The 14,415-nt window shown below is 70.5% G+C and carries 15 protein-coding genes; 2 read left to right on the top strand and 13 right to left on the bottom strand.

Going from position 1 to position 14,415, the window contains the following annotated elements:
• Positions 1–39: 39 nt before the first annotated feature.
• Genes dapC through ACWH95_RS11155 form a run of 5 tightly spaced genes read right to left on the bottom strand, consistent with a single transcriptional unit; the run spans position 40 to position 2,970 of the window.
• A complete protein-coding gene (gene dapC, locus ACWH95_RS11175) occupies positions 40–1,152 on the bottom strand; it encodes a succinyldiaminopimelate transaminase (protein ID WP_454120674.1) in 1,113 nt (370 codons plus the stop codon).
• A 9-nt stretch (positions 1,153–1,161) separates the two neighbouring features.
• The gene (gene fdxA / locus ACWH95_RS11170) at positions 1,162–1,482 is read right to left on the bottom strand and encodes a ferredoxin (protein ID WP_017203330.1); all 321 of its coding nucleotides are present in this window, start codon (positions 1,480–1,482) and stop codon (positions 1,162–1,164) included.
• Positions 1,483–1,491: 9 nt separating this feature from the next.
• The gene (locus ACWH95_RS11165) at positions 1,492–1,896 is read right to left on the bottom strand and encodes a histidinol dehydrogenase (RefSeq protein WP_247981457.1); all 405 of its coding nucleotides are present in this window, start codon (positions 1,894–1,896) and stop codon (positions 1,492–1,494) included.
• A 46-nt stretch (positions 1,897–1,942) separates the two neighbouring features.
• Entirely contained in the window at positions 1,943–2,257 is a 315-nt protein-coding gene (locus tag ACWH95_RS11160; protein WP_247638572.1) for an AzlD domain-containing protein, read from the bottom strand.
• The gene (locus tag ACWH95_RS11155) at positions 2,254–2,970 is read right to left on the bottom strand and encodes an AzlC family ABC transporter permease (RefSeq protein ID WP_136045755.1); all 717 of its coding nucleotides are present in this window, start codon (positions 2,968–2,970) and stop codon (positions 2,254–2,256) included. Before ACWH95_RS11155 ends, ACWH95_RS11160 begins: the two co-directional genes overlap by 4 nt.
• 102 nt (positions 2,971–3,072) lie before the next feature.
• Here ACWH95_RS11155 and ACWH95_RS11150 point away from each other — a divergent pair, with 102 nt between their 5' ends.
• Complete coding sequence (locus tag ACWH95_RS11150) at positions 3,073–3,621, top strand: helix-turn-helix domain-containing protein (protein ID WP_136036699.1); 549 nt, start codon at positions 3,073–3,075, stop codon at positions 3,619–3,621.
• Between the two features lie 8 nt (positions 3,622–3,629).
• Here ACWH95_RS11150 and ACWH95_RS11145 read toward each other — a convergent pair whose 3' ends face one another.
• The 4 genes from ACWH95_RS11145 to typA form a co-directional block, all read right to left on the bottom strand.
• A complete protein-coding gene (locus ACWH95_RS11145; protein ID WP_136036700.1) occupies positions 3,630–5,255 on the bottom strand; it encodes an MFS transporter in 1,626 nt (541 codons plus the stop codon).
• The gene (gene glsA / locus ACWH95_RS11140) at positions 5,252–6,298 is read right to left on the bottom strand and encodes a glutaminase A (protein ID WP_136036701.1); all 1,047 of its coding nucleotides are present in this window, start codon (positions 6,296–6,298) and stop codon (positions 5,252–5,254) included. The genes ACWH95_RS11145 and glsA overlap by 4 nt, the downstream gene beginning before the upstream one ends.
• Positions 6,299–6,406: 108 nt before the next feature.
• Positions 6,407–7,291, bottom strand: a complete 885-nt coding sequence (locus ACWH95_RS11135; RefSeq protein ID WP_136028640.1) for an aggregation-promoting factor C-terminal-like domain-containing protein — start codon at positions 7,289–7,291, stop codon at positions 6,407–6,409.
• Between the two features lie 171 nt (positions 7,292–7,462).
• Complete coding sequence (typA, locus tag ACWH95_RS11130) at positions 7,463–9,376, bottom strand: translational GTPase TypA (protein ID WP_136028639.1); 1,914 nt, start codon at positions 9,374–9,376, stop codon at positions 7,463–7,465.
• 120 nt (positions 9,377–9,496) lie between these two features.
• Between typA and ACWH95_RS11125 the strand changes: the two genes are divergently transcribed.
• Positions 9,497–10,270 (top strand): CPBP family intramembrane glutamic endopeptidase, encoded by a 774-nt coding sequence (locus ACWH95_RS11125; protein ID WP_136028648.1) that lies wholly within the window; start codon positions 9,497–9,499, stop codon positions 10,268–10,270.
• Between the two features lie 18 nt (positions 10,271–10,288).
• On the opposite strand, the gene ACWH95_RS11120 is transcribed toward ACWH95_RS11125, so the two are convergent.
• Genes ACWH95_RS11120 through ACWH95_RS11105 form a run of 4 tightly spaced genes read right to left on the bottom strand, consistent with a single transcriptional unit; the run spans position 10,289 to position 14,385 of the window.
• Positions 10,289–10,852 carry a PH domain-containing protein gene (locus ACWH95_RS11120; RefSeq protein ID WP_454120673.1) on the bottom strand — a complete coding sequence of 188 codons (564 nt, stop codon included), beginning with the start codon at positions 10,850–10,852 and terminating at the stop codon, positions 10,289–10,291.
• Between the two features lie 2 nt (positions 10,853–10,854).
• Positions 10,855–12,528, bottom strand: a complete 1,674-nt coding sequence (locus ACWH95_RS11115; protein ID WP_136028637.1) for a dipeptide ABC transporter ATP-binding protein — start codon at positions 12,526–12,528, stop codon at positions 10,855–10,857.
• The gene (locus ACWH95_RS11110; protein WP_136028636.1) at positions 12,525–13,466 is read right to left on the bottom strand and encodes an ABC transporter permease; all 942 of its coding nucleotides are present in this window, start codon (positions 13,464–13,466) and stop codon (positions 12,525–12,527) included. The genes ACWH95_RS11115 and ACWH95_RS11110 overlap by 4 nt, the downstream gene beginning before the upstream one ends.
• Entirely contained in the window at positions 13,459–14,385 is a 927-nt protein-coding gene (locus tag ACWH95_RS11105) for an ABC transporter permease (protein ID WP_136028635.1), read from the bottom strand. Before ACWH95_RS11105 ends, ACWH95_RS11110 begins: the two co-directional genes overlap by 8 nt.
• Positions 14,386–14,415: the final 30 nt, after the last annotated feature.

Here is a 14,415-nt window from a genome sequence, read left to right as displayed (position 1 = left end):
TGACAACCGCCAAACAGATCGCCGCTGAGCTGAGGGAAGCTACAGAGCGCCGTCGTGCAGGCGCTCTGCCGCCGCGCTCACCCGCTCGGTCGGCGCGGTCAGCGCGAGCCGCACGTGCTGCGCCGCGTCGGCACCGTAGAAGGGGCCGGGACCCGCGAGGATGCCCAGGTCGGCGAGCCGCCCCAGCGACTCCCACGCGTCGCGTCCCTCCGTCGCCCACAGGTAGAGACCCGCCTCCGAGCCGTCGATGCGGAAGCCGGCGGCCTCCAGGGCCGGACGGAGCAGGTCGCGCCTGGCGCGGTACAGCTCCTTCTGCGCGGCCACGTGCGCGTCGTCGCCGAGCGCCACGGCCATCGCGTGCTGCACCGGAGCGGGCGGCATGAGGCCGAGGTGCTTGCGGGCGGTGAGCAGCTCCCCCACGATGCGGGCGCACCCGGCCACGAAGGCGGCGCGATACCCCGCGAGGTTCGACTGCTTGCTGAGCGAGTACACGCTGAGCAGGTTGGCGCGGCTGCCGTCGGTCACCCGCGGGTCCAGCACGGACGGGATCGGCTCCGTCGACCACGGGCCGTCCCACCCCAGCTCCGCGTAGCACTCGTCGCTCGCCAGGACCGCGCCCAGCTCGCGCGCGCGACGCACGGCGGCCGCGAGCTCCGCGGCGCTCCAGGTGCGCCCGTCGGGGTTGCCAGGGGTGTTGATCCAGATGAGCTTCGTGCCCTCGGGCCACTCCGCCGGATCGTCGGCCGCGAGCGGTGTGGCTCCGGCGACGCGGGCGCCCACGTCGTACGTCGGATAGGCCACGCGCGGGTGCACCACGATGTCGCCCGGACCGAGACCGAGCAGCGTGGGCAGGAGCCCGACGAGCTCCTTCGAGCCGATCGTGGGTAGCACGTTGTCGATGCGCAGATCCGGCACGCCGCGGCGGCGCGCATACCAGGCGACGATGGCCTCGCGCAGCGCGGGCGTGCCGACCGTCTGCGGATAGGCGTGGGCGTCTGTCGCCTCGGCGAGCGCCCGGCGGATGATGTCAGGCGTCGGGTCGACGGGCGAGCCGACCGAGAGGTCGACCAGACCGCCCGGGTGCTGCGCTGCGCGGTCACGGAACGGGACGACCGCGTCCCACGGGTAGTCGGCGAGGTCGCGGACGCTCACGGCCGGCGCCTACTCGCCCTGCGGCGGCAGCGCGGCGATGATCGGGTGGTCGAACGGGTAGACGCCGACCTTGGCGGCGCCTCCCGGCGAGCCGATCTCGTCGAAGAACTCGACGTTGGCCTTGTAGTAGTCCTGCCACTCGTCGGGCAGGTCGTCCTCGTAGTAGATGGCCTCGACGGGGCACACCGGCTCACAGGCACCGCAGTCGACGCATTCGTCCGGGTGGATGTACAACGACCGTTCGCCCTCGTAGATGCAGTCAACGGGGCACTCGTCGATGCAGGCGCGATCCTTGACATCGACGCACGGGAGGGCGATCACATACGTCACCGCTCCAGTCTACGTCGCGCTCGGCTCCCGGTCCTCCGTCGGCGCGCTCGCGGGTCGTGCGGGCGGGCGGGAGAACGACGGCCACGCGACCACGAGCAGCACGATCCCCGCCGCCAGGTAGGTCCAGATGCGACCGGCGAGCGAGTCCTGCACGACGACGGAGCCGCCGGGGCCCACACCGGAGATCATGACCAGCATGCCGAGCATCCCGAGCCCTGCGGCGACGGCCGCCCAGCGATCGTGGGTGAGCGCGCGGATCGCCACCAGGATGGCGGCGCAGGCGATGGCCGCGACGATCAGGCCGACCGGGATCGGGCCCCACATCACGCTGTGCGCGATGGTCCCGGCCACGCCGTAGACACCGCCGACCAGGGCCGCGGCGACCCACGACAGCACCCTCGAGATCCCGTTCACGCGCACCCCTCGATCCTATCCGCGCGGCGGTCGCGGCACCCGCCGATCAGCTCGCGAGCCCGAACAGGCGCAGCAGCGCCGCCACCAGCGCCGCCGCCACGACCACCACGAGGAACGACTGCCGCAGCCACAGCAGTCCGGCCGCCACCAGCAGCGCGGGCACGCGGGCGTCGACCGCGACGGCCTGGCCGTCGCCGAGGGTCTGCACTGCGACGAGCGCCGCGAGCAGGGCCACCGTGAGCAGATCGGAGATGCGGGCGGGACGCGGCGCCTCGAGCACCTTCGGCGGCACGAGGTAGCCCGCGGCCTTGAGCGCGAGGCAGATCAGGGCGGCCAGCAGGATGGCGCTCCACAGGCTCATGCGCCGGCCTCCCGCGTCTCGAGGGGCTCGCGTCCCGCATCGTCCCGCCCGAGCCAGTTGAACCACCCGACCGCGATCGCGACGACTGCGGCGATCAGCACCGGCAACCCCGGCATGAGGAACGGGGTCAACGCCGCCGCGACCACTGCCGCCGCCACGCCGACGGCCACCGCCTGGCGCTGTCGGAGGCGCGGCCACAGCAGGGCGAGGAACGCTGCCGCGGCCGCCGCGTCCAGGCCCCAGGCCTTCGGGTCGCCGAGCACGTCGCCGACGAGGGCTCCGGTGAGGGTGGTCAGGTTCCAGCCGATGAAGATGCCCACGCCCGTGACCCAGAAGCCCACCCGGCGCAGGCGGGGGTCGTTCTGGGCGATCGCGACGGCGGTGGACTCGTCGATCGTGAAGTGCGCGGCGGCCGCACGGCGCCACGGTCCTCCCCCGACGAGGGGCGACATGCGCATGCCGTAGGCGACGTTGCGCACGCCGAGCAGCGCGGCCGAGGCGATCGCCGACGGGAGGGCGGCGAGTCCGCCCGAGGCGAAGACGCCGATGAACGCGAACTGCGACCCGCCCGTGAACATCAGCAGGCTCAGCACGCAGGTCTGCCACACGTCCAGCCCGGAGGCGACGGCGAGGGCACCGAACGAGATGCCGTAGGCGCTGGTGGCGAGCACGACGCCGAGCGCCTCGCGCCACACCTCGCGTTCCGCGGTCACCGGGACACCGCGCGCGCTGTTCGTTTGAGTGAACGCATGACCATCATTCTGAACAGCTGCTGGTGGATAGTCAAGCGAACGATCGTTTGACATGATGAACGCATGGAGGATCTCCGCACCCGCCTCGCCCGCACGCTCCGCCGCGAGCGCGAGGCCGCGAGCCTGTCCGTCTCGGAGCTCGCCCGCCGCGCCGGCGTCTCCAAGGCGACCGTCTCACAGCTCGAGAGCGGCGCGGGCAACCCCAGCGTCGAGACGCTGTGGGCCCTGGGCGTCGCCCTCGGGGTGCCCTTCGCGGTGCTGGTCGACCAGCAGGCCAACGCGCCCACGCTCATCCGCGCCGACGAGCTCGCGGGCGTGCCCTCGTCCGCCGCCGCCTACAGCGCGACCCTCCTCTCGGCCAGCCCGCCCGGCGCCCGGCGCGACGTGTACCTGATCCAGGCCGAGCCCGGAGACCCCCGCCGTTCCGACCCGCACCACCCGGGCACGATCGAGCACGTGATCCTGATCGCGGGCCAGGCCCGCATCGGCCCGCCCGACGAGCCCGTCGTGCTCGACCCCGGCGACTACCTCACGTACGCCGGAGACGTGTCGCACATCTTCGAGGCCACCAAGCCCGGGACGAGCGCGGTCCTCATCTCCGAGCTGCGCTGAGCGCCGCCTCAGTCCGAGCCGCTCGACGGCGACGGATCGGGGATCTCGTGCGGCCGGTACTGCGGCAGCCGCGACGCCGGGAGGATCGCCAGGGCGCTCACCGCCGCCAGCAGCAGCAGTCCGAGCTTGAGCGTGCTCAGACGCGCCTGCTCGTTCACGGCGACCGCAGCATCCACCTGCTCCTCCGTGGCGTCCGTCGACTCCAGCACCACGCGCAGGTCGTCGTTGCTGATGAAGTTCACGTCATCCATCGGCACCTGCGCCACCAGCGACGGCGGCAGCTCCGGATGCTCGACCACCGCGCGACCGACGTTCAGGGCGAGCAGCGACACCAGCAGCGCGCCGGCGAGAGCCGTCCCCACCGCCGATGCGAGGTTCTGCGTCGTGCCGCGCAGGGAGCCCACGTCGCCCGCCAGCTCCGCGGGGGCCGCGGTGACCAGCACGTTGAACACCAGCGTGACCAGGGCGCCCTGTCCGATGCCGAACACGATCAGCCCCGCGATCGTCGGCACGGTCTCCCAGTTGTTCGTCACGACGACCGAGAGCCACACGAGCGCGGCGGTGGTGAGGATGAAGCCGAACACCCCGATGGTGCGCGGGGGGTAGCGCTTGTAGAAGCGCACGACCAGTGTCGCGGTCAGGAAGACCGTGAGGTTGAACGGCATCATCGCCAGCGACGTGTCGAACGGGGTCCTCCCCTGCACGATCTGGATGTACAGCGGGATCGTGAAGTTCACGCACGCCTCGAGCCCCACGACGATGAACATGGCGTAGACGGCGGCACGCTCGCGCGACGACCCCAGCACACTGAGGTCGATGAGCGGTACCTTGCCCTCCGCCATGCGCCGCCGCGTCCACAGGAAGAACGCCTGCCCCAGCACGAGGCCGAGCACGATGAACAGCGGTGCCGGCGACAGCCCCAGCACGCTGAACGGGGCGGCCGGCGATGCGGCCAGCGCACCCCAGCTGTTGAGGTTGTTGAACCCGAGCGTCAGCAGCACGATCGCGCCGCCGATCAGGAGCGACGCCACGAGGTCGATGCGGATGGAGGCGTCGCCGCGGTCGCCGCGCAGCGTGAAGCTCAGGGCGAAGACGGCGACCGCGACGGCCAGCACGATGAAGAACAGCGGGCGCCAGCCGACGAGCGTGCCCAGCGTGCCGCCGATGAGGAAGGCGCTCACACCCGAGATGGCGCGGGCGGAGCCGATGGCCCCGATCGCGGTGGCCTGCTGGGATCCGCGGTAGTTCTCGGCGATCAGCGCCACGATGGACGGCACGATGATGGCCGCGGCCGCCCCGGCCACCGCCTGACCGGCGATCGCCCACCAGATGCCGGGGGCGGTGAGCATCATGATCGCGGAGCCGGCGAACAGGGCGACCACCACCCGGAAGATCAGCACCCAGCCGACGCGCTGCCCGAGCTTCGCGCCCGTCATCACGAGCGCCGCGACCGCCAGGCCGTACATCACGATGGTGGTGCTGGCGAGTGTCGGCGGCACGCCGAACTCACCGACCATGCCGCCCAGGGAGATGGGCAGCGCCGCCACATTGAACGACATCAGCACCTGCGCGAGGAACAGACTCACCATCGGCAGCCACGAGGTCTTCGCTGGCGCCTGCACCGTCTCCGTCATGATCGCTCCTTCTCCGCCGGTCGGGGACCGCTCCCCGAGTCGTCCGCCTGCGCGGGTGCGGAAGCGAACAGATTGAGCCCGAGCGAGCGCGACAGATGGCCGATCGCCATCTGCGACCGCACGGAGTTGCCCGCGTCGTCCAGCCGCGGCGAGAACCCGGCGGCCGCCCCTTTGCCCGGCGAGACCGCGACGATCCCTCCCGCGACACCGGACTTCGCCGGGAGACCGATCTCGAACAACCAGTCGCCGGAGTTCTCGTAGAGTCCGCTCGCTGCGACGACCGCGAGCGTGTCGCGGCACACGTCCGCCGTCACCACGCGCTCCCCCGTGATCGGGTTCACGCCGCCGTCGGCGAGCGTCGCCCCCATGACGGCCAGGTCGTGCGCCGTCACGCTCAGCGCGCACTGCCGCGTGTACACATCGACGATCTCGTCCGGGTCGCCCGCCAGGCGTCCGTAGCTCTTGAGCAGCCAGCCGAGGGCGCGGTTGCGGTCGTTCGACGCCGCCTCCGACGCGTACACCTCGCCGTCGAGGCTCAGCGGCCGTCCGGCGAACGCCGACAGCCCCTCCCGCACCCGTTCCCACTGTTCGACCGCGGTCGCGCCCGGCATCAGCGCCGTGGTCGCGATCGCGCCGGCGTTGACCATCGGGTTGCGCGGATGGCCCTCGTTCAGCTCCAGCGCGACGACCGAGTTGAACGCGAGCCCGGTGTTGTTGACGCCGACGATGTCGCGGACGCGCTCGTGCCCGTGCTCCTGGATCGCCAGGGCGTACACGAACATCTTCGAGATCGACTGGATCGAGAAGGGGTGCAGCGCGTCTCCGGCGTCGTGCACCCCGCCGCCGACCTCGATGACGGCGAGACCGAACAGCTCGGGGTCCACCTCGGCCAGCACCGGGATGTAGTCGGCCACGCGCCCTCCGCGCTCACCGGCATAGCGGGCGTGGGCCTCCCGGACGATCTCGTCCACGCGCTCCCAGCCGGGCAGCGTGCCTGTCGAGACCTCCTGCGGGACATCGAGCCAGGCGACGGGATCGAGCACCACTCCTCCTCGGATTCGCGACGCTCCCCAGCCGTCACAGTCACCGTAGCGCTCGACCGCCTCTCAGGATAGGCCCGTCACGGTGCGTGACCTTCGGCCCGCTCGGGCTCAGTACCAGTTCATCGCCTGCGAGTGGCCCCAGGCGCTGCACGGCGTGCCATAGGCATCGGCGATGTACTTCAGGCCCCACGCGATCTGGGTGGCCGCGTTGGTCTGCCAGTCGGCGCCGGCCGAGGCCATCTTGCTGCCGGGAAGCGCCTGCGGGATCCCGGTGGCACCGCCATCGGCGTTGTACGCCCGGTAGTTCCAGCCCGACTCCTTGTTCCACAGCGAGTTCAGGCAGGAGAACTGATCGCCGCCCCAGCCGTAGCGGTCGGCCATCATCTGCTGCGCCGTCGCCTTCGCGCCGTCCACCGTGTTGGCCGCGGCGAGCGCGGCGGCGGCCGCAGCGGCCTGCTCGGCGGCGACGCGCGCCGCCTCCTCCGCGGCCTTCTGCTCCTGCGCCGCGGTGTACGCCTGCTGCAGCGCCGCGGTCTCCGCGACGACCTTCTCGGTCTCGGCGGCGGCCTGCTCGGTCGCGACCGTCACGAGGAGCAAGGGCAGGGTCGCACGGTCGTCGAGGGTCTCCAGGTCGTCCTCGAGCGGCGTCGTGTCCACCGGGGCCGCAGCGCTCACGTCGAGGCCGGACGCGGAGACCTCGGCGGTCAGGGCGTCCGCCGCCGCGACCGCATCCTTCCCCTTCGACACCGTCATCACGGCCTCGTCGGCGATGCGGGTGAGCGGTTCCGCGCCGAAGGCCTGGCTCGTGATCGCGGCCGACGCGGCCGGCTGCGCGGTGCCCGTGGCGGGGGCGGCCGTCACCCCGACCGTGAGGGTGATCCCCACGAGGGCGGCGGCCGCGGTGCCCAGGACGAGCAGCGGGGTACGGGTGACGGCGGCGCGCGCGGCAGCCACCTCGGAGGCGCGCCGAAGCGCACGGGTCTTCTGAAGCATTGGGTTCGACTTTCGGGTCGTCGTGCGCCCGATGCGGGACACTCATCGGGAGATTGCCCCGGACGCAAGTGAACGAGTCTGCGTCATCGACCTAGCCCCCACCTGGCATTTTCATGAGAAGAGGGCCCCACGCCGGAGCGTGGGGCCCTCTCGGAAGGGTGCGGGGATGCCTCAGGCGTTCGCGTCCTGACGCTTCAGGCGCGAGGCCTCGCGACCGCGGACGGTCTGGTCCAGGATCACCTTGCGGATGCGCACCTTCTCGGGCGTCACCTCGACGCATTCGTCGTCACGCGCGAACTCCAGGCTCTCCTCGAGCGTGAGCAGCCGCGGCGGCGTCATCGACTCGAAGTTGTCGGCCGTGGAGGACCGCATGTTGGTGAGCTTCTTCTCCTTGGTGATGTTCACGTCCATGTCGTCGGCGCGCGAGTTCTCGCCGATGACCATGCCCTCGTAGACCTCTTCGGTCGGCTGCACGAAGAACGACATGCGCTCCTGCAGGGCGATCATCGCGAAGGGGGTCACCACGCCGGAGCGGTCGGCCACGATCGAGCCGTTCTGGCGCGTCGTGATCTGACCGGCCCACGGCTCGTACCCGTGCGAGATCGCGTTCGCGATACCGGTGCCGCGGGTGGTCGTGAGGAACTCGCTGCGGAAGCCGATGAGACCGCGCGAGGGCACGACGAACTCCATGCGCACCCAGCCGGTGCCGTGGTTGGTCATGTTCTCCATGCGGCCCTTGCGGTTCGCGAGGAGCTGCGTGATCGCGCCGAGGTGCTCCTCCGGCGTGTCGATGGTCAGGTGCTCGAACGGCTCGTAGACCTTGCCGTCGATCTTCTTGGTGACCACCTGCGGCTTGCCGACCGTGAGCTCGAAGCCCTCGCGACGCATGTTCTCGACGAGGATGGCGAGCGCCAGCTCACCGCGGCCCTGCACCTCCCAGGCGTCGGGACGGCCGATGTCGACGACCTTGAGCGAGACGTTGCCGATGAGCTCGCGGTCCAGACGATCCTTCACCATGCGGGCGGTGAGCTTGTGCCCCTTGACCTTGCCCATGAGCGGCGACGTGTTCGTGCCGATCGTCATGGAGATCGCCGGGTCGTCGACCGTGATGGCCGGCAGCGGACGGATGTCCTCGGGGTCGGCGATGGTCTCGCCGATCGTGATGTCCTCGAAGCCTGCGATCGCGACGATGTCGCCGGGGCCCGCGGAGTCGGCCGGGTAGCGCTCCAGGGCGCGGGTCTTCAGCAGCTCGGTGATCCGGGCGTTGCTGGTCGTGCCGTCGGAGCGGACCCAGGCGACCGTCTGGCCCTTCTTGAGCGTGCCGTTGAACACGCGCAGCAGGGCGAGTCGGCCGAGGAACGGGCTGGAGTCGAGGTTCGTGACCCAGGCCTGCAGCGGCGCCTCGTCGTCATAGGACGGCGCGGGCACGTGCTCGAGGATCGCCTCGAACAGCGGCTCCAGGTCGTCGTTGTCGGGCAGCGACCCGTCGGCGGGACGGTTCTGCGAGGCGGCGCCGGCACGGCCGGAGGCGTACACGACCGGAACGTCGAGCAGCGCGTCGACATCGAGGTCGGGCACGTCGTCGACCAGGTCGGACGCGAGACCCAGCAGCAGGTCGTGCGCCTCCTCCTCGACCTCGGCGATGCGGGCGTCGGGGCGGTCGGTCTTGTTGACCAGCAGGATCACGGGCAGCTTGGCCTCGAGGGCCTTGCGCAGCACGAAGCGGGTCTGCGGCAGCGGGCCCTCGCTCGCGTCGACGAGCAGCACGACACCGTCGACCATGGACAGGCCGCGCTCGACCTCGCCGCCGAAGTCGGCGTGGCCGGGCGTGTCGATCACGTTGATCGTGATCTCCTTGCCGTCGGCGTGCTTGCCCTTGTAGGTGATCGCCGTGTTCTTGGCGAGGATCGTGATGCCCTTCTCGCGCTCGAGGTCGTTCGAGTCCATCGCCCGCTCCTCGACGTGCGAGTGTTCGCCGAAGGAGCCCGTCTGGCGGAGCATCGCGTCGACGAGCGTGGTCTTGCCGTGGTCGACGTGGGCGACGATTGCGACGTTGCGGAGGTCAGAGCGGAGGGCGTGCGCCATACAAGGGTCCTCAAAGAGTGTGGGGTTGCGCCGGGAAGCCGACGTTCCAGGATAACGTACGCGCCGGATCGGATCTCCGAGGCACGTCGTAGCATCGACTCCGTGACCCCCGCTCCCCCGATGTCCTCGCGCCGCGAGGGCCGTGCGCGCCTGTGGTGGGAGATCGCGATCGTGCTGGCCCTGGGGCTCGGGCAGTCGGCGGTCTACGCGATCGTGCAGCTGGCCTACCGCCTGACCGACGACGTGCCCCTGGCCGACCAGACCGCGACGCTCAACCCGTCCCGCAGCGACCGCGAGGTGTTCGACCTCGTCTATCAGCTGCTCTCGATCGGCTTCTCGCTCGTGCCCGTGGTGCTGGTGTGCTTCCTGCTGTGGCAGCGCCGACGACCGCACCTCGGGCGGCTCGGGCTCGACGGCACCCGCATCGGCGTCGACGTGGCCCGCGGCGTGCTGCTCGTGGTGGCGATCGGCGTGCCGGGCCTCGCGCTCTACCTCGGCGGCCGGGCGGCCGGCCTGTTCGTGGCCGTGAACCCCGCGGGACTCGACGCCCACTGGTGGACCGTGCCGATCCTGCTGCTCGCGGCGGCCCGCGCCTCCCTGCAGGAGGAGTTCGTGGTGCTCGGCTACCTCTTCGCGCGGCTGCGGCAGCTCGGCTGGTCGCCGTGGACGATCATCGTCGCCACCTCCGTGCTCCGCGCGACCTACCACCTGTACCAGGGGCCGGGGGCGTTCGTCGGCAACCTCGCGATGGGGCTGCTGTTCGGGTGGCTGTACCAGCGGACGGGACGACTGCTGCCGTTCCTGGTGGCGCACTTCCTCATCGACGCGACCGTGTTCGTCGGCTACCCGTGGGCGGCCGCCACCTGGCCGGAGCTGTTCGGGCTGCCCGGGTGAGCCCGGTGCGCCGGGTGCTCAGCCGAGGTTGACCACGACGAGCGCGGCGGCGGTCCACAGCACGATCACCGCGAGCGCGATCAGCGCGGGGCCGTCCCACGTGCGACGGATGGGCGCGTCGGCAGCCGCCGCCTCCGACCAGCGGTCGCGGATGTCGGTGAGGGCCCGCAACCCGGAGGGCACCCGCGGCTCCGCGTCCTCGTCACGACGCTGACGGGGCGGGCGGGCGCGGGCCGGGCCACCCCAGGAGGTGAGCGTGCGGCCGTCGTCGAGCGCGAACTCGAGCTGCCAGCGCAGGTCGATGTCGCGCACGTGCCCCCAGCCGAAGCTCGTCCGGCGCAGGAGGTTCTGCACGGTCGCCCCGTGTGCGTCCACCCGCACGTGCGACACGAAGCTGATCTCGTACACGATCCACAGGGCGAGGAGCATCCACGGAGCGATCAGCAGCGCCTGCACGATGCTGCCGTTGACGACCGTGTCCCCCAGCAGGAACAGCACCAGCAGCACGCTGAGCACGAGGATGACGGTGCCCGAGGACGCACGGTAGGTCCGTGCGTCCTCGGGCTGTGCCGGCGATGCCACGCTCAGTGGCCGCCGAGAGGGATCGACGCACCCGGGATCGCCTGCAGCAGGCGCTCCGTGTACTCCTCCTGCGGATTCGCGAAGATCTCGTCGACCGTGCCCTGCTCCACCACGCGGCCCTTCTCCATCACACACACCAGGTCGCTGGAGACCCGCACGACCGCGAGGTCGTGGGTGATGAACAGGTACGTCAGGTCGAGCTCGGACTGCAGGTCGGCGAGCAGCTTCAGGATCTGGTCCTGCACCAGCACGTCGAGCGCCGACACCGCCTCGTCGAGCACGATGATGTCGGGCTTGAGCGCGAGCGCACGGGCGATCGCCACGCGCTGCCGCTGACCGCCCGACAGCTCGTTCGGGTATCGCGTGGCGAGGGACTGGGGCAGGGCGACCTGCTCCAGCAGCTCCTCCACGCGCGCCCGCTGCGAGGCGCGGTCGCCGACGCCGTGGATCTGCAGCGGCTCGGCGATCGTGTTGCCGATGTTGCGCAGCGGGTCGAGCGAGCCGTACGGGTCCTGGAACACCGGCTGCATCCGGCGACGGAGCCCGAACGCCTGCGCGTTCGACAGCCCCGACACGTCCTGGCCGTCGATCTCGATCGTGCCGGCGGTCGGATCCTCGAGCTTGAGCACCATCTTCGCGACCGTGGACTTGCCCGATCCGGACTCCCCGACCAGTGCGAGCGTCTTGCCGCGCGGGATCTCGAACGACACGTCGTCCACCGCCCGGAAGGCCTCGCTGCGGAAGTTGCCCTGGCGGATCTTGTAGTCCTTCGTCAGACCGGCCACCCGGACGGTCGGCGGGATGTCCGCGAGGTCCTCGAGCGTCTCGATCCCCCGATCCTCCACGACCGCCTGGATGCGCTGCGACGCCACACTGGGCGCCGCGGCCACCAGCCGCTTGGTGTACGGGTGCTGCGGGTTCTCCAGGATCTGACGGCTCGGCCCCGCCTCGACGATGTTGCCGCCGTTCATCACGATGATCTTCTCCGCGCGCTCGGCCGCGAGACCGAGGTCGTGCGTGATCAGGAGCACCGAGGTGCCCTTGTCCCGCGTGAGAGAGGCCATGTGATCGAGGATGACCCGCTGCACCGTCACGTCGAGGGCCGAGGTCGGCTCGTCGGCGATCAGGAGCTTCGGGTCGGCCGCGAGACCGATGCCGATCAGCGCGCGCTGGCGCATCCCGCCGGAGAACTGGTGCGGATACTGGTGCAGCCGTCGCTCGGCATCGGCCAGACCCGCCTGCTGCAGCACCTCGATCGTGCGTGCCTTGACAGCGGCACGCCCCTGGGCGATGCCGTTGGCGCGCACGGCCTCCTTGACCTGGAAGCCGATGCTCCACACCGGGTTGAGGCTCGACATGGGGTCCTGCGGCACGAAGCCGATGTCGCGACCGCGCACGGCCTCGATGTCGCGTCGGCTCAGGCCCGTGAGCGGACGGCCCTCGAGCGTGATCGATCCTCCGGTGACCTTTCCGGTCCCCGGCAGCAGGTCGACGATGGCCGTGGCCGTGGTGGACTTGCCCGAGCCGGACTCCCCCACGATCGCGACGGTCTCGCCGGGGAACACGTCGAACGTGACACCGTGCAGGACCTCGCGCATCCCCTCCTGCGAACGGAACGCGACCTTGAGGTCGCGGACACTCAGCAGCGGGATCTGGGCGGCGTTGTGGTCGCTCATCGGCGGGCCCTCGCCTTCGGGTCGAGGGCGTCTCGGATGAGCTCGCCGAGGCCGACGAACGCGAGCACCGCGAGGGTGAGCGCGATCGATGGATAGATGAGCGACATCGGGGCGATGCGCAGAGCCGCCTGTGCCTGGCTGATGTCGTTACCCCACGACACCACCGTGCCGCCGAGCCCGACACCGAGGAACGACAGGGTCGCCTCCGCCACGATCGCCGCGGCGAGTCCCAGGGTCGACACGACCAGCAGCGGCGCGATGCCGTTGGGGATCACGTGGGTCAGCAGCGTCTTGAACCGGGACTGGCCCAGCGAGCGCGACGCCATGACGAAGTCCGCCTGCCGCACCCGGAGGATCTCAGCGCGCACGACGCGTGCCGTGGACGCCCAGGAGAAGCCACCGATCGCGAGCGCGAGCGTCCACACCGAGCGATAGTCCGAGAGCACCGTCATCACGACCAGGGCGGCCAGGATGTACGGGATCGCGAAGAAGATGTCGCCAATGCGGGACAGCAGCGCGTCGATCCAGCCGCCGTAGAAACCGGCCAGCGCACCCATGATGAGGCCGAGCACCGCGGAGATCACGGTGGCGATGAGACCGACCGACAGCGACGTCTGGGCGCCCCAGACGACGCGGGCGTAGATGTCGCAGCCCTGGAAGTTGAACCCGAGCGGGTGGCCGGGCGTCGGGCCCTCGTTGCTGTTCATCAGGTCGCACACGCGCGGGTTGACCTGCGTGAACAGGGTCGGCCAGAACGACATGACGATGAACAGCGCGGCGAGCAGCACCGAGAACCAGAACATCGGGCGACGGCGCAGGTCGCGCCACGCGTCGCGCCACAGGTTGCTGGGCTTCTCGGCGACGCGCACCGCATCGATGGCGATCGACTCGGTCTCGACCGGGGCGACGTAGTGCTTCTGCGTGGTGGGGTCAGACATAGCGGATCCTCGGGTCGAGCAGACCGTAGAGCAGGTCGATGACAAGGTTCACCAGCACGTACAGGATGACGAACACCGTGACGAAGGAGACCACGGTGGGCCCCTCACCGCGGATCGCCGCCTGGTAGAGCGTGTTGCCGACACCGGGGATGTTGAAGATCCCCTCGGTCACGGTCGCGCCCACGAGGAGCACGCCGAAGTTCGTGGCGGAGTTGGTGATGACCGGGAGCAGGGAGTTGCGCAGCACGTGCACCGGGATCACGCGGGTGCGCGAGAGTCCCTTGCTGTACGCCGTGCGCACCCAGTCCTGGTTGAGGGTGTCGATCACCGAGCTGCGCATCAGGCGCATGCTGACGGCGAAGAGGCTGAACCCGAGCACGAGGGCAGGCAGCCAGAGGCCACCCCAGTCGTTGTCGGAGCCGACGGTCGGGCTGAACCAGCCCCACTGGATCGCCAGGAAGTACTGGGCCAGGAAGCACAGCACGAAGATCGGGATCGCCAGGGCGACGAGCGCGACCAGCAGGGCGGTCGTGTCGAACAGCTTGCCCTTGCGCAGCGCCGAGATCGTGCCGATCGTGATCGCGAGCGTGAACTCGATCCCGATCGCCATGACGGCGAGCCGGCCGGTGACCGGAAGCGTGTCGACGAGCACCGCGGAGACCGGGCGACCCGAGAAGGTCGTGCCGAGGTCACCCTGGAAGACACCGGTGATGTAGTACCAGTACTGGACCAGGAACGGCTCGTTGAGGTGATACTCCTCGCGCAGGGCGTTGACGAGAGCCTCATTGGGCGTGCGATCGCCGAACAGAGCCAGGATCGGGTCGCCCGGCATGGCGAACACGAGGAAGTAGATGAGCAGGGTGGCCCCGAAGAACACGGGGATCACCTGGAGAAGACGTCTGATGATATAGCTGGGCATCCGCAGTCCCTTTCGGGAGGGCGCGAACAG

It is taken from the genome of Microbacterium sp. NPDC055502 (assembly GCF_053643635.1).
Note: the sequence above shows the minus strand (reverse complement) of the source record. Positions and strands in the feature narration are given on the sequence as shown.